This window comes from Nocardia sp. NPDC049737 (assembly GCF_040674755.1).
Classification (GTDB): domain Bacteria; phylum Actinomycetota; class Actinomycetes; order Mycobacteriales; family Mycobacteriaceae; genus Nocardia.
In genome coordinates, this window is the sequence record NZ_JBFANH010000002.1 from 22,659 (window position 1) to 37,423 (window position 14,765).

The window sequence follows — 14,765 nt, forward strand, 5'->3', positions numbered from 1 at the left end:
AGCGTGAACGCAACCGCGCTCGCCCTCATCGAGCTCGGGGCGGTGTTATTCGCCCTAGGAATGCTCGGGAGAGTGGCGGCACGATTCGGCATGTCCCCGATTCCGCTCTACCTGCTCGGTGGGCTGGCCTTCGGCCAGGGCGGTTTCATCGAACTGGGCGCCGCGAACGAATTCGGCCATATCGCAGGCGAAATCGGTGTGGTGCTGCTGTTGCTATTGCTCGGCCTCGAGTACACCGCGGTCGAGTTGGTGACCGGATTGCGTCGCTCCTGGGCCGCAGGTCTGGTCGATCTCGTCGCGAACGCGACACCTGGCGTGGTAGTCGCCCTGCTGCTCGGCTGGGGAATGACCGGAGCCATCACCATGGCCGGAGTCACCTACATCTCGTCCTCGGGCATCGTCGCGAAGGTGCTCAACGACCTCGGACGCCTCGGTAACCGGGAAACCCCGGTGATCTTGTCGATTCTGGTCTTCGAGGATCTCGCGATGGCGATGTATCTGCCGATCCTCACCGCGGTGCTGGCCGGTACGAGCTTGCTGAGTGGGCTGACCGTGCTCGGTCTGGCCTTGGCCAGCGTGACCGTCGTTTTGGTCGTCGCGCTGCGGTACGGCCGGTACGTCTCGGCGATCGTGGACAGCGCCGACCGCGAGGTCTTCCTATTGAAGCTGCTGGGCGCGGCGCTGCTGGTCGCCGGGCTGGCGTCGGCGCTGAATGTCTCGGCGGCGGTCGGCGCATTCCTACTCGGCATCGCTATTTCCGGTTCGACCGCCCACGAGGCGACGAAACTATTGGAACCGATCCGGGACCTGTTCGCGGCGATCTTCTTCGTGGCCTTCGGACTCAGCACCGATCCCGGTGCCATTCCGCCCGTGCTCGGTTGGGCGATCCTGCTCGCGGTCGTCACCGTGGTGACCAAGATCGCGACCGGCTGGTGGGCGGCGAGTCGACAGGGCATCCGCCGGATGGGTCGGGCACGCGCGGGCGCGGCGCTGGTCGCGCATGGTGAATTCTCCATCGTCATCGCGGGTCTGGCGGTGAGCGTGGGTGGGGTAGACGCCCAAATCGCCGGACTGGCCTCGGCCTATGTGCTACTGATGGCGGTGCTCGGCCCGATCGCGGCCCGCGTCGTCGAACCGGTCATCGGCGTGGTGCAGCGCCGCTTCAACCCCGCCGTCAGCACCGGATAGCGGTTGCGCCGCGACGGAACTCGGCTCGGAATCGCCACCGGCCGCGGGAATCCGGGCGGCCGCAAGCGGATTCGTCGCCGTAACCGGTATCGGCGCGGCGGAAGTCGCCTCGCGTTCGGCACGCAGGCGTTCGATCCGTCGCCAGAAGGTCGATGCGACGAGTCCGACCGCCAAACCGATCAGGGCCGCGCACATATGCCCGTAGTCGGTGAAGGTCGGTCCGATCAAGAGCGCCGAGGCGAGGAAGACGACGATGACGCCGGCCCACAGCGCGCGGACCACACCGCGGAAGTGGAAGGCCATCGCCGCCAGCACTGCGGTGAATCCGTAGCTGGTGCCGACATCCGCCGCGTACTGCACGCGCACCGGGATGACGTGATGATCGATGGCATGGTCGATCGCCGTGACGGTGAGCAGCGTCGCGCCGATATGCCCGGTCGCGAACAGCAGAATCCAGCGGCTGGTGCCGAGCCAACGTTCGGCGAAGCCCATCACCACCAGGATCTCGGCGATGGTGACCCAGGGAAATTGGCCCTGGGTCCAGAACGCCGAGGCCACCAGCACCTGGATCGGGTTGTGCTGCATGTTGTAGAGATTGGTGGAGGCCGAGAAGATCAGCCTGCGCTCCACCGAATCGCCGACCCCGCGCAGCGTCCACCAGGTGACGAACAGAGTGAACGCGTAGGCCGTGCTGGCCGGTGCGCCGGACAGGTGCTGGCGCAGTTCGGGCAGCAGTCGGCGCAGCAACCGGGGTCGACGTGCCCACGACCAGACCGCGCGTGACTCGTCACCGAGGTCTACGGTCTGCGTCCAGGGGGAGTGGATTCGGCGCAAAGTGGGGGCAACCACATACACAAGTCTGCCGGTTCCAGGGCTCTTCTGCCCGTAGACCCGCCCGGTCTGTGTCCTGGCTCACCTGAGCTGGTCTTTTCGGACCTGTTGGCGATTCATGTCCGGCTCCGCAGAGTCGGTCCGCCGACCAAGGGGGTGACCGAGTAGTTCCTGTTGGACCGTTGTCCTCGCCGCTGCGCGCATTAGCGGTCGCACTGGCCTCGGCTGCTGCACGATCAGCAACCGGCGAGACGCTGCCCGCCCGATCCGACGGCGCCCGCTCGTTCGGCGACATGCGATCGGCCTTCTATGCCGGGTATGACGATTCCGACCGCGAATACATCCTGCTCGGTGACCCCGGGCGACGGATCGTCGAAGGCACGCCCCTGATGTCCACCACCTTTGGCAACCTCTGCTAGTTCGCACGCGAATACTGCCGACGGGTGCCGAGCACACGACGCCGGTCAAGTCCGGTTGGCGACTGAGGCTGATCCGGCTCGGCGGTCCTGGGGCGCAATGAGAGTCGGCATGTGTACCGAAATTGCTGCGATGTTCTTGCAGATGTGCGAACGCCCGCCGTGGACTGTCGTATTCGCGAGATGCATTGTGTCCCAGCAATATCGGTGCTGATCGATTGCCGGAAGCGGCAATCTACAAGATTCGGGGGCGAGGAACCGTGCGGTATGTATGGTCACCGCCGAGTAGCGGGCGCCGTCTTACTGACCGGATTCATCCCATGACAAATTTAGCGGACGGTAGTACTGTAAATCGCCTACCTGCTGGTTTGTACAAGCGGGCGGGCTCGCGCTGTCGAGATAGTGGCCGAGGTCTGCCCAACGAGGGAGTTCGCGTGCTGGAAATCAACCACTTCAGCCACGGGTTGCTCACGCCGGTTGTGGCCTATCTGATGTCATTCACCGGATCATTGCTAGGGCTGCGGTGCGTGGTCCGAGCGCGGGCCGGTAGCGGACACGCCGGATGGCTCGTCGCCGCGGCGGTCGCCATCGGCGGCACCGGTATCTGGGTCATGCATTTCATTGCCATGCTGGGCTTTTCGATCCACGGCGCCTCGATCCGCTACGACGTGCCGATCACCCTGCTCAGCGCGGTGATCGCGATGGTGGTGGTGTGGATCGGCTTACGGGTCGCGCAGATGCCGGGCTTGGCGCCGGTGGCGCTGTACATCGGCGGTGCGATCACCGGTGTAGGCGTCGGCGCCATGCACTATTCCGGCATGTATGCGATGAAATCCGATGCGGTCATCGAATACGACGGACGAATCGTGTTGCTGTCCATGGTGATCGCGGTGATCGCCGCGACGGCGGCACTGTGGTTCGCGCTGCATATTCGCGGCACCCTCGCCACCATCGGCGCGGCACTGGTCATGGGCGTCGCGGTCTGCGGCATGCACTACACCGGCATGTTCGCGATGCATGTGCAGGACGGCCACCATATGCACTCGCCCACGGGCGCGGGCGCGACCCAATTGCTGACTCCGCTGACGGTCGGCGTCGGCATGGTAACCATGATGCTGCTATTGCATATCGGCATCACCGATGTCGACGATCCGGCATACGACGGTGCGCGCGGACCGCGCTCGACGCGCTACTGGCCGACCAGGGACTGAGTCCGCTCAGCCCGGAGGGCATGTCGCACAGGCGATTTCGATAGGCTCAGTGGCGCGGCACCTCGGTCCGCGTCGGCCAGTACGCGGTCGCCGACGGCATTATCTCCGACTCCACCGGCGGCAGCGGCGGTAGCGGATCGAGTTTGGCGCGCGGTGCGATGCGCAGCGGCGGCAGTTCGATATTACGGTCGATCTCGGTCAGGCTGACGCTGATAAGCAGCAGCATGGTCACCACACTGGCCACCACGATCAGCGGTGCGATCAGGTCCATGGCGCCGGCTCCATCGGGCGTCTGGGTATTTCCGGTGTGCGCGTGCATCGCCGACATCCCGGTGTAGTGCATACCGCAGACCGCCACGCCCATGATCAGTCCGGCGCCGACGGTCGCGGGAAATCCCTTGACCCGCAACGTGAACCAGAGCGCAACTGTCGCCGCGGCCACCGCGATGACCACCGACAACCCGACGCGGCGCATGTCATAGCTGATCATCGCATTCGACTTCATCGCGTACATGCCCATGTAATGCATAGCCGCGACGCCGAATCCGGTGACCGCACCGCCGGCCAGCAGGCCGAGCAGCGACGGTTCGGGTTTGACGACGATGAAAAGTCCGATGCCGACCACGGCGACCGCGGTGATCGCGCTCAGCAGAGTGAGTGGAATGTCGAACCGTATTTCGCTGCCGCGGATCGAAAAGCCCAGCATCGCAATGAAATGCATAACCCAGATGCCGGTGCCGCCGATGGCGACGGCCGCGCCGAGCAGCCAGCCGATCCGGTCCTTGCCGGTGCGGCCGCGCGCGGCGCACTGCAAGCCGAGCAGGCATCCGGTCACCGACATGGTGTAGGCCAGCAGCGGGGTCAGCAGACCGTAACTGAAATGGTAGATATCGAGCACGCACGCCCCCACTGCCGAAGAACAACATCGGCGATTGAAACAACAGAGGGTCAGACGATACGACAGCGATCGAACCAACGGGGGCCGAAATTTGGGTTAGCAGAAGTGGTTTCGGTCACTTTTAGGTTTGATTGAAACCCGAATTGGTTAGCGGAACGGACGCTGTCTCGGTTGCCGCTACATGGCTGATCGATTGCCCCGCAGAACGCCGAAAGATTCTGTGGCAGAAGCAGTTCGGCTCAATAGTGTGGAAAACCGCAATGGGCACAGTCTGATTCGACGGTAGCCGGGTCGCAGGCGGGTTGAATGCGGGCAGAGTTGCCGGTCGATACGACGACAAGGAGGCCGGGTGCGAAAAGCAAAGCGCCCGCGCTGTGGGGCGCGGGCGCTTGGCGAAAATCGAGCAGAACGAACTAGTCGAGGTAGTCGCGCAGGACTTGTGAGCGGCTCGGGTGGCGCAGCTTGCTCATGGTCTTCGACTCGATCTGCCGGATGCGCTCACGGGTGACCCCGTACACCTGGCCGATCTCGTCGAGGGTGCGCGGCTGACCGTCGGTCAGGCCGAAGCGCAGCCGGACCACGCCCGCCTCGCGCTCGGACAGCGTCTCCAGCACCGACTGCAGCTGATCCTGCAGCAGCGTGAAGCTCACCGCGTCCACCGCGACGACGGCCTCGGAGTCCTCGATGAAGTCGCCGAGCTGGCTGTCGCCCTCATCGCCGATGGTCTGATCCAGCGAGATGGGCTCACGCGCGTATTGCTGGATCTCGAGGACCTTCTCCGGCGTGATGTCCATTTCCTTGGCCAGCTCCTCCGGGGTGGGCTCGCGGCCCAGATCCTGAAGCAGCTCGCGCTGGATGCGGCCGAGCTTATTGATGACCTCGACCATATGCACCGGGATGCGGATGGTGCGGGCCTGATCGGCCATGGCGCGGGTGATGGCCTGCCGGATCCACCAGGTGGCGTACGTGGAGAATTTGTAGCCCTTGGTGTAGTCGAACTTCTCCACCGCGCGGATCAGACCGAGGTTGCCCTCCTGGATCAGGTCCAGGAATGCCATACCGCGACCGGTGTAGCGCTTGGCCAACGAGACCACCAGACGCAGGTTGGCTTCCAGCAGGTGGTTTTTCGCACGGTTGCCGTCGCGCACGATCCAGGTGTAGTCGCGGCGCATAGCGACCGGCAGCTTTTCACCCTGCTCGGCGAATTCGCGCACCTTCTCCGCCGCATAGAGTCCGGCCTCGATCCGCTTGGCGAGTTCGACCTCCTCTTCGGCGTTGAGCAGTGCGACCTTGCCGATCTGCTTGAGGTAGGCACGCACGGAGTCGGCCGATGCGGTGAGCTCGGCATCCTTGCGGGCCTGGCGCAGCGCCTCGGATTCCTCCTCGTCCCAGACGAAGTCGCCGGAGGCCTTGTCCGCGGCGGACGGTTCGTCGGCCTCGCCCTCCTCGACCCCCTCGGCGACTTCCTCGACGAGTTCCTCGGCCTCATCGGCGAGATCGTCCTCGGACACCTCGAGATCGCCGAGATCCTCCAGATCCAGATCCTCGGTCTCGGCGTTCTCGTCGCCGGGTTCGCCCTCCGGACCGGCCTTCTTCGGTCCGGCTTTCTTGGCTGGGCCCTTCGTCGCCTTCGCGGCGGCGGCCTTCTTGGCCGGGGCCTTCTTGGCGGCGGCCTTCTTGGCCGGAGCCTTCTTCGCGGCAGCCTTGCGGACCGGCCGTGCTTCGGTTACATCTGCGGAGTCGGCGTCGGCCGATTCGGCGGTCTGACGGGTCGTGGCTACCACGTACGCCCTTTCGTGACGGTCTCGTGCGGCGTCACGCCAGAGTGGTGTTCCGGCGGAGCGGTCTGTCGGGTTTCACCGGCTGAGCGCCGGGTCTGGGGTTTCCGGCTCGCGGCCGGAGTACGTTCCATTGTAACGATCGAACCAGGGTACCTACGGCACGATCCCGGCAACGGCTAATGCCATACCCTCCGCGCGTCTACGGCGCGATGCCGGCATCGATCGCCATGGCCGCGCCGACGATGCCCGCGGTGTTCTCCAGCCGCGCGGGAATCACGGGGGTTCGGTTGGTGAGCAACGGAATCCATTGCTCGGCATCTCGACTGATGCCCCCACCTGCGACGAAGACCTTCGGCCAGAACAAATTCTCCAGCCCGCTGAGCACAATGCTGACCTGTGCGGCCCACTGCTCGTAGGTCAGGCCGTCGCGATCCTTGATCGAGGCGGCGGCGCGATGTTCGGTCTCCATACCGCCGATCTCCAGATGGCCGAGTTCGGTATTGGGCACCAGCGTGCCGTGGAACAGCAGCGCCGAGCCGATGCCGGTGCCGAAGGTCAGCAGCAGCACCAGGCCGTCGAAATCCTTTGCCGCGCCGTAGTGATCTTCGGCCAGACCGGCCGCGTCGGCGTCGTTGAGCACGGTGACGGCACGACCGTCGAGCGCGGTGGAGAACAGCGCCCGCGCGTCGGTACCGATCCACGCCTTATCGATATTGGCGGCCGTCTGCGCGACGCCCCCTAGCACGACCGAGGGCAGTGTGATGCCGACCGGGCCCTCCCAATCGGCCTGGGCGACCAGTTTGGCGACAGCGTCGGCGACCGCCTGCGGTGTCGAGGGATGCGGTGTCAGAATCTTTATCCGCTCGTGGACCAATGCTCCGGTGGTCAGATCCACCGCGGCGCCCTTGACGCCGCTGCCACCGATATCGATACCGAATGCGTGCCCCCGAGCGGACATGACGTTCCCTCGTTCCCTGTGCTGGCCGATGTGATGAACGCGCCGCCGCACAGGAGCTCACCACCGGCTGGTCGCGGAGCATGCGGCGATGTGCCCGACGACGGCGTTGTGTCGTGCACGACAAGAGTAATGGGCGGGTATCGGTTCCCGTTCGCCGAGGATCTGTGATGGCATGGGGGCATGCCGGAGACCAGAGCGTCAGTTACCGACCGACCGACCGCGACGCCATCCGAGGATGTTGCCGAATTGCGTCGGATCGCGGTCCAACTCGCCGAAACCGCGGCCGCGCATGTGCGCTCGCGCCGCCCCGAGATATTCGGTCCGGAGGGTGCGCGCGACGGTGCCGTGCAGACCAAAGGCCACCCTACCGACCCGGTGACCATCGTCGATACCGAGACCGAGGAGCTGATCCGGCGCCTGCTCGCCGAAGCGCGCCCCGGTGATCCGATCCTCGGTGAGGAGGGCGGCGGCAGCCTGGCCGGCGGTGACGAGGACACCGTGCACTGGGTGGTCGACCCGATCGACGGCACCGTGAACTTCCTGTACGGCATTCCGGGCTACGCGATTTCGGTGGCCGCGGTGCGCGCCGGACAGCCCATCGCCGGTGCGGTGGTCGATGTCGCGCGGGCCGCGACCTATAGCGCCGCGGTGCGGATGGGAGCCACGAAGGTGACCGGTGACGGCGCGGTGGAACATCTGCGCTGCACACCGGTGCGATCGGCGTCGATGGCCTTGGTGGCCACCGGATTCGCCTACGGCAAGCACCGCAGGGCCAAGCAGGCGGAACTGGTCGCGCAGATCCTGCCGCAGATCCGCGATATCCGTCGCCTCGGCGCGGCGGCACTGGATCTGTGCTTCGTCGCCGAGGGTCGCATAGACGCGTACTACGAACACGGACTCAACGTCTGGGACTGGGCCGCGGGCGCGTTGATCGCCGCCGAGGCGGGTGCGCAGCTGCGCTTGCCCGCGGCGACCAGCCCGGGTACGGCAGGTGAGTTGGTCGTCGCCGCCGCACCGGGTGTCGCGAACGAATTGACCGAACTGCTCGAACGCGTCGGCGCGACAACCGCGATTCCGGACGCCTGAAACGGATCGCCCCGGTCTGCCGAAGCGGCACACCGGGGCGATGAAGGTCGGTCAGGCGAGGTCAGCAGCGTGCCGTGCGTGCCGCGGACAGCAGTTTGGGATCGATGGACGTCGATCCGCCCGGGGCAGGATTCTTCAGCGATTTCAGCACTTCCTCGGCGTCCGGGCTCGGCCGCAGCGACTCGCCGAATACCGAACCGAGCACCAGGTCCACCGTGTCGTCGTTGCGCTGATCCTCGATCAGCTCGGCGCACGGCGCGACCAGCTGAACCGAGGCGGCGGCCGGTCGGCCGTTCACACCGAAGCGGATCTGGCCAGTGCAGTTCAGGTCGCCGTTGACATAGACCGGATCGTTACCGAACTGCTGCCCCGGCCCGCTCGCGAAGCCGAGGTCGCCGAGCGCCGAGGCGATGTGCGAGGCCTGCCCGCTCTTGTTGTTCGCGTTCAGCACGCGGACCTTCGACGAGGCCAGCGCAGCCGGTTCGACGTCGGTCAGCCGCGACTGGCCGACCCGCTGCCCCATCGGGGCGGGTTGGGGCGACTTCGCGTCGGTAGCCGGGCTCGGCGAATTGCACGCCATCGCGGTTCCGCTGCTGTCCTCGGTGGTCAGGGCCTTGATCCACACCACGGTGCAGATCAGGAGTAGGACGCCGACCAAGATCAACCATGGCTGGTTGCGTCGCCGGAGGAAGGGTTGACCCGTTCGATCCGTTGCGCTGCCTTCGGTGATGAGTGAAACCACGGGCATACTCTACGAAAATGTGTCCGCGCCAGGGCGACGGCGGGCCGGGCGAGCTGGGTGTGAATGCGGTGCGTAAGGTCTCGGCGAGTTCACGGTTGATGTCGATTACCCCTCAGTTTCGAATCGTCTGTGTTTTGATTGCGACTTTTGCTCTGGCGTCCGCTATTGTCTGGCGGCCCAGATCGAAACATCGCAGCCCAAATCGGTGGTCGGTCGCGGGAACAAGAAGGGCATGTCCTGCGTTTACCGAGCGCTATCAAAGGTGGGTCCGCATGATCCGCCCTGATAGGGGACCGGTGTACGTGTGACGTGCACCACCGGCGGGGCGGTGCTGGTCATTCCGATTCGAGGGAATCGGTGTGAGTGGCCCGGTCCGGGATATACGGAGTAAGGACGAGGGGAAGACGACATGGCAACCGACTATGACGCACCGAGGCGCACTGAATCCGACGAAGTGTCGGAAGATTCGCTGGAGGAGCTGAAGGCTCGTCGCAACGAGGCACAGTCCGCCGTCGTGGATATCGACGAATCCGATACCGCGGAGTCGTTCGAGCTTCCCGGCGCGGACTTGTCCGAGGAAGTCCTGACAGTTCGGGTGATCCCGAAGCAGGCCGACGAGTTCACCTGTTCCAGCTGTTTCCTGGTCCATCACCGGAGCAGGCTGGCCAGTGAGAGTGGCGGTCAGCTGATCTGCATGGACTGCGCAGCCTGATCTGCGGCGCGAGATCTGATCTCCAGCCGAGATCAATGGTCAGCCCGCGCTCGGCACGCCCGGCTTCAGCCAGGTATGCCAAGCGCGGCCAAGACCCGGTCCGGCCGTCGCGTACTGATCAGCCAGTACGGCGTCGGATCGTCCGGGTCGTCGAGTACAAGTAGCACCATCGGCCCCACCCAAGGCCGATGTTGGACATAGGCGGCGGGGTCGAGTTGGCGGCCCAGCGCCGCACTCTTGGCGGTGGGGGCCACCGTGGCCGATCTGGCCACGAAGTTCACCGGCAGATGCGCGCGATCGGCGCGGAGTTCGCGGATACCGGAGGCTTCCCGGGCGACTTCCACCCGATGGCGGCTCAGCCACAACAGCACCCACACCGGCACCGGAAACAGCAACGCGTAGGGCAACCAGGCGCGCAGGCCCGGTGCGCCCATATGGATTTCGGCGGCCAGCAACCCGGCGATGGCGAACGCGATCGGCCACCACCACAGCGGCACCCAGAGGCGCTCGCGATAGGGCTCGAAGCTCCGCTGTTGTTCGTCCATAGGCACTGGGTTGGGCTGGTCCGACACGACTCAACACTAATTCACGGAGGTCGAGGGCTTACGCGTAGGCTCGGACAACGTGAGCGAGCGCAGCGAGCGAATATTGAACACCGCAGCCCGGGCGGTCATGACGGAGCCGAGCGTCAGCGAGGCGCGGTCATGAGCGCCCTTTCACCCATACCTTTGCTGCGGCTTGATCCCGGCATCCCCGTGCCAACGCGTGCTCACCACGGAGACGCGGGCGTGGACCTGTGCACTACGGAGGACGTCATCATCGAGCCGGGGGAGCGTGTGCTGGTCGGCACCGGTGTCGCGGTGGCACTGCCGGTCGGCACGGTCGGCCTGATCCATCCCAGGTCCGGACTCGCCGCGAAAACCGGTCTGTCCGTGGTGAATACGCCGGGCACCGTAGATGCGGGCTATCGAGGTGAAATCAAGGTGTGCCTGATCAATCACGATCCGCGCACCCCGATCGAACTGCGTCGCGGTGATCGGATCGCGCAGCTGCTGGTGCAGCGGGTGGAACTGGTCGATTTCGTGGAGGTCGAGGCACTCGATGACACCACGCGGGGTGCGGGCGGTTACGGGTCGAGCGGTGGCCACGCGAGTCTGGCCGCGTCGGCCGACGAGGCGGGCACTCTCGGCAAGGAGGCATGACGAGAATGTTCGGAAAGAGACGCAAGTCCGGCGGACGTGACGAATACGTCGAGGACCGCTACAACGACGAATACGCCGATGAGTACCGCGCCTACGGCGACGCGGATTACGACGATGAGCCGATCACCGATGAGAATCCCATCATCGATCCGATCACCGACGAGAATCCGATCGTCCCGGCCGAGTACGTCGCAGCGCACCACCACGACGAACCCGAGTACGGCGAGCCCGAGTACGGCGAGCCCGAGTACGACGAGGCCGACTACGACGATGACGACGTCGTGGAAATGCCCAAATCCGGCCCCTACGACTACGACGAAGTGGCCGAGCTGTTGGACAATGTCACCGATCAGCGCCTCGATCTGGGTTCGGTGATCCTGCCGGTGCCGCCGGGCGGCCAATTGCAGGTCGAGATGACCCCGGACGGCACGCCGCAGGCGGTGCACCTGGCGACCGAACACGGTCGGATCACCGTCGCGGCCTACGCCGCACCCAAGTCAGCGGGCCAATGGCGTTCGGTGGCAGCCGATCTCGCCGAGTCGCTACGCAAGGACGGCGCCAGGGTCGCCGTGGAGACCGGACCATGGGGCCGGGAACTGCTCGCCATCACCGAGGGCGCGGATCTGCGCTTCATCGGGGTGGACGGTCCGCGGTGGATGGTGCGGCTGGTGGCCGCGGGGCCGCAGGGCGCCGCCGATGACGGTGCGCCGCTGGTGCGGGCCGCGCGAGCGATCTTGACCGAAACCGTGATTCGGCGTGGCGACGAGCCGATGCCGGTGCGCGAGCCGTTGGCCGTCGTGCTGCCACCGGAGCTGGCCGAGCAGCTGGCCGCCGCGCATCAGGCGCAGGTGGAGGCCCAGCAGCAGGCAATGGCCGCCCAGCAGGCCGCGGTCCAGCCCACACCACAGCCGCTGGTCCCGCCGCGCATGCCGAATGAACCGCGCCGCGGCGCGGACGGCTCGGCCATGCAGCAGCTCGGACTGAACTAGAACGCCGCGAGTCCCGCGTTTCCGAGGATCGCGGGATTCGCGCCGAGTTCATCGAGGGTGATCCGGATCAATTCGGCGCGCGGGATCAGCTCGGCCCATTCTTCGGCGACCGACAGCGGATGCACCGGATCGTCGACGGCGGTGACGATGGCGACGGGTACCTCGACAGTGCCGAGCCGTTCCGCGTCGGGCCACTTGTAGTCGGCGGCCTCCTGCAGCGCCTCGGGCAGCCGCGGCCACTGCGAATGCCAGGACTGAGTGAGCGCGTCGGCGAGCCATCGCGGGCTGCTCGCGCGCATGCGTTCGACCACCGCGTCGAGCCCCTCCGTACGCAACTGGGCCGCGGTGGCGGCGGCGCTGAGCGCGGCCGGGCACGCGGCGGTATCGGGGCCGGTCCAGGCCGGTAGCGCCGCCACTACGCCGCTTGCTGCCTCGGGATGTTCAGCCGCCCATTCGAGCGCGACCGCCGCGCCGAGGGAGATCCCGGTGGCCAGAATCGGCCCGCGCATGGCGGCCTGATCGAGCGCCGCACGGTACCCGGCAACCACGCCGGACGGGTCGGGTTCGACGGCGATGAATTCGATTCCGCGTGCCGCACAAGCCAGTCCGAAGGCGCGGCGGGCGAAGTCGGCATCCGATCCGGTTCCCGGCAACGCCACGGCGATCGGGGCGGGGCCGCTGCGGTCCGGCGCGAAATGTGGGGAGTCGAACACCGGTCCGAGCGTAGCGGGGGGAGGGTTGCCCATCTACAGTGGCGGGTATACGGCCTTAAGCCGGTCGTCACCGGAACAACCACGATGGCGTGTGACCCACGTCGTCTTGCTCCATGCAGGAGAGCGTCAAATGTCATCAGCCGCCTCAGGTTATTTTCGCCGTCTGAGCCGCAGGCTGACCGAGGATATCGATCAGTTGGACGCCGAGGAACTCGCCGAATCGGCCGATGCGTCGGGTGCCTGCCGGGCCTCGGACTGTCAGCGCGGTGACGAGGCGACCATGCTCGGCCGACTACGCAGCGTCGAGGCGTGTCCGAAGTCCGTCGGTGCCAGTGTTCAGGCAGAATTCTTCGATGGCACCGATGCCATCAGTCTGGTGTGGATCGGCCGCCGCCGCATTCCCGGTATCGAACCGGGCCGCAAGATCCTCGTCCGCGGTCGAGTGGGTGACCGGGATGGTCGTAAGGTGATCTACAACCCCTACTACGAATTGCGTGAGAACAGCTGACGTATGCCATCGAGCAACGAGAACGCCGCCGAGATCCACACCGCAGGTCGTGAGCCGATCGACAAGGGCCCGTCCGACGTCGTAGATCGCTCCGTAGACGCCGAAACCGAAGAGGCCGAACAAACCCTCCTCGAGCAGCTGGGCGGCTTCAGCGGCCTGATCTACTCGACCTTGCCGGTGCTGGTCTTCGTGCCCGTGAACACCTTCGCCGGGCTCACTGCGGCGATCTGGTCCGCACTCGGTGTGGCCGCCGCGATTCTGGTGTGGCGGCTGGTGCGGCGCAGTCCGATCCAGCCGGCGATCTCAGGCTTCCTCGGGGTCGGCATCTGCGCGTTGATCGCCTACCGCATGGGTGAGGCGAAAGGCTTCTTCCTGTTCGGCATCTACACCAGCCTGGTGTACGCCGGGGTGTTCCTGGTTTCGATGCTGGTGCGCTGGCCGCTGGTCGGCGTGATCTGGGGTGTGCTCAACGGCCACGGCACCGAATGGCGGTCCGACCGCCGCATCGTGCGCCTCTACGACCTCGCGACCACCACCTGGGTGATCGTATTCGGCGCGCGCTACCTGGTGCAGTCCCAGCTCTACGACACCGATCGCACCGGCTGGCTGGCCTTCGCGCGCATCGCGATGGGCTGGCCGCTGACCGCCGTCGCGCTGGCCGTCACGGTGTGGGCTGTGCGCCGGGCCGGACATCTGCCGGTGAGCCGGGGTGCGGCCGCCGAAACGGCCTAGGAATTCCGGCCCCAATTTCGCTAGGGTGTTAACGAATCGCAGCCGGAGGTGGGGGAGTACGCACCCTGGGGTGCCTGGTTGGGCGACCGAGTTCATCAGACGATCAGTGCAAGCAAAAAATGCACGATCGGCGAGGAAGGACTCGGACGTTGGCTACCGAGCACAACATTGCGACACTGTCGAAGAACCAAGCCCACCACAACCCGGCCCTGTCGGAGAGCCGTCGGGTATCGGGTGAACTGGAAAAGTTGATCGCTCCGGCGGCCGCGGGCGACCGTTCGGCGGTCTCCGAGATCATCCGGCTGGTCCACCCGCTCGTGCGCCGGTATTGCGGTGCGCGCCTTGGCAATACCGCACATCTGCACGTCACGGCCGACGATGTGGTGCAGGAGATCCTGTTGGCCACCGTCAACGCCATCCCGCGCTATCGTGATCAGGGCAAGTCGTTTCTGGCCTTCGTCTACGGCATCGCGGCCAATAAGGTAGCCGACGCGTTCCGGCGTTCGCAGCTGCACCCGATGTACCCGGTCGACCACGTGCCCGATAGGGCGTCGACCGCAGCCGGTCCGGAGGAGTGGGCGATCGCGTCCGAACGTCGTGAGGCCACCCGGGAATTGATGAAGATCCTGGCGCCCGCGCATCGTAAGGTCCTGGTGATGCGGATCGTGCTCGGCTGGACCGCGGCGCAGACCGCCGAGGCCATTGGCACCAGTCCCGGCGTGGTTCGAGTGATGCAGCATCGCGCGCTCAACAAGCTGCGCGCGGAGCTCGCGGCCGCAGCCTGAGGTCGGTAAAGGC

The 14,765-nt window shown here is 65.9% G+C and carries 17 protein-coding genes; 10 read left to right on the top strand and 7 right to left on the bottom strand.

Translation table 11 applies throughout. The features are described 5' to 3' along the window. The first annotated feature begins 3 nt into the window (after window positions 1-3). Complete coding sequence (locus AB0J47_RS02990) at window positions 4-1,188, top strand: cation:proton antiporter (protein WP_364339865.1); 1,185 nt, start codon at window positions 4-6, stop codon at window positions 1,186-1,188. Here the strand turns inward: AB0J47_RS02990 and AB0J47_RS02995 are convergent. After that, entirely contained in the window at window positions 1,090-2,037 is a 948-nt protein-coding gene (locus AB0J47_RS02995) for a rhomboid-like protein (RefSeq protein ID WP_364339867.1), read from the bottom strand. The two genes, AB0J47_RS02990 and AB0J47_RS02995, sit on opposite strands and share 99 nt — an antisense overlap. Before the next feature lie 164 nt (window positions 2,038-2,201). Between AB0J47_RS02995 and AB0J47_RS03000 the strand changes: the two genes are divergently transcribed. Both AB0J47_RS03000 and AB0J47_RS03005 read left to right on the top strand, forming a co-directional pair. Beyond that, entirely contained in the window at window positions 2,202-2,438 is a 237-nt protein-coding gene (locus tag AB0J47_RS03000) for a hypothetical protein (RefSeq protein ID WP_364339869.1), read from the top strand. Window positions 2,439-2,869: 431 nt separating this feature from the next. Beyond that, entirely contained in the window at window positions 2,870-3,646 is a 777-nt protein-coding gene (locus tag AB0J47_RS03005; RefSeq protein ID WP_364339871.1) for an MHYT domain-containing protein, read from the top strand. 46 nt (window positions 3,647-3,692) lie between these two features. Here AB0J47_RS03005 and AB0J47_RS03010 read toward each other — a convergent pair whose 3' ends face one another. The 3 genes from AB0J47_RS03010 to ppgK all read right to left on the bottom strand — a co-directional run bounded on the left by AB0J47_RS03010 (window position 3,693) and on the right by ppgK (window position 7,283). Then, window positions 3,693-4,544, bottom strand: coding sequence for an MHYT domain-containing protein (locus AB0J47_RS03010; RefSeq protein ID WP_364339873.1), 852 nt, complete (start codon window positions 4,542-4,544; stop codon window positions 3,693-3,695). Between the two features lie 413 nt (window positions 4,545-4,957). Beyond that, window positions 4,958-6,328 carry an RNA polymerase sigma factor gene (locus AB0J47_RS03015; protein ID WP_364339875.1) on the bottom strand — a complete coding sequence of 457 codons (1,371 nt, stop codon included), beginning with the start codon at window positions 6,326-6,328 and terminating at the stop codon, window positions 4,958-4,960. A gap of 196 nt (window positions 6,329-6,524) precedes the next feature. Further along, window positions 6,525-7,283, bottom strand: a complete 759-nt coding sequence (gene ppgK, locus AB0J47_RS03020) for a polyphosphate--glucose phosphotransferase (RefSeq protein ID WP_364339877.1) — start codon at window positions 7,281-7,283, stop codon at window positions 6,525-6,527. Between the two features lie 180 nt (window positions 7,284-7,463). Here ppgK and AB0J47_RS03025 point away from each other — a divergent pair, with 180 nt between their 5' ends. Beyond that, complete coding sequence (locus AB0J47_RS03025; protein ID WP_364339879.1) at window positions 7,464-8,369, top strand: inositol monophosphatase family protein; 906 nt, start codon at window positions 7,464-7,466, stop codon at window positions 8,367-8,369. A gap of 61 nt (window positions 8,370-8,430) precedes the next feature. Here AB0J47_RS03025 and cei read toward each other — a convergent pair whose 3' ends face one another. Beyond that, a complete protein-coding gene (gene cei, locus AB0J47_RS03030; RefSeq protein WP_364339881.1) occupies window positions 8,431-9,111 on the bottom strand; it encodes an envelope integrity protein Cei in 681 nt (226 codons plus the stop codon). Window positions 9,112-9,520: 409 nt separating this feature from the next. On the opposite strand from cei, the gene AB0J47_RS03035 reads away from it, so the two are divergent. Next, complete coding sequence (locus AB0J47_RS03035) at window positions 9,521-9,823, top strand: DUF4193 domain-containing protein (RefSeq protein ID WP_040692543.1); 303 nt, start codon at window positions 9,521-9,523, stop codon at window positions 9,821-9,823. A gap of 65 nt (window positions 9,824-9,888) precedes the next feature. Here the strand turns inward: AB0J47_RS03035 and AB0J47_RS03040 are convergent, their stop codons facing one another. Continuing rightward, window positions 9,889-10,368, bottom strand: a complete 480-nt coding sequence (locus tag AB0J47_RS03040) for a DUF3093 domain-containing protein (RefSeq protein ID WP_364340692.1) — start codon at window positions 10,366-10,368, stop codon at window positions 9,889-9,891. A gap of 159 nt (window positions 10,369-10,527) precedes the next feature. On the opposite strand from AB0J47_RS03040, the gene dut reads away from it, so the two are divergent. Then, window positions 10,528-11,025, top strand: coding sequence for a dUTP diphosphatase (gene dut, locus AB0J47_RS03045; RefSeq protein ID WP_364339884.1), 498 nt, complete (start codon window positions 10,528-10,530; stop codon window positions 11,023-11,025). 5 nt (window positions 11,026-11,030) lie between these two features. After that, entirely contained in the window at window positions 11,031-12,014 is a 984-nt protein-coding gene (locus tag AB0J47_RS03050; protein WP_364340694.1) for a DUF3710 domain-containing protein, read from the top strand. On the opposite strand, the gene AB0J47_RS03055 is transcribed toward AB0J47_RS03050, so the two are convergent. Next, window positions 12,011-12,727 (bottom strand): alpha/beta hydrolase, encoded by a 717-nt coding sequence (locus AB0J47_RS03055; protein ID WP_364339886.1) that lies wholly within the window; start codon window positions 12,725-12,727, stop codon window positions 12,011-12,013. The genes AB0J47_RS03050 and AB0J47_RS03055 overlap by 4 nt on opposite strands. Before the next feature lie 130 nt (window positions 12,728-12,857). Between AB0J47_RS03055 and AB0J47_RS03060 the strand changes: the two genes are divergently transcribed. From AB0J47_RS03060 to AB0J47_RS03070, 3 genes are all read left to right on the top strand, one after another. Next, window positions 12,858-13,235, top strand: coding sequence for an OB-fold nucleic acid binding domain-containing protein (locus tag AB0J47_RS03060; RefSeq protein WP_040692536.1), 378 nt, complete (start codon window positions 12,858-12,860; stop codon window positions 13,233-13,235). Between the two features lie 3 nt (window positions 13,236-13,238). Then, window positions 13,239-13,967, top strand: coding sequence for a DUF3159 domain-containing protein (locus AB0J47_RS03065; RefSeq protein ID WP_364339889.1), 729 nt, complete (start codon window positions 13,239-13,241; stop codon window positions 13,965-13,967). Window positions 13,968-14,116: 149 nt separating this feature from the next. Next, window positions 14,117-14,752, top strand: a complete 636-nt coding sequence (locus AB0J47_RS03070; protein ID WP_364339891.1) for a sigma-70 family RNA polymerase sigma factor — start codon at window positions 14,117-14,119, stop codon at window positions 14,750-14,752. The last annotated feature ends 13 nt before the right edge of the window (window positions 14,753-14,765 follow it).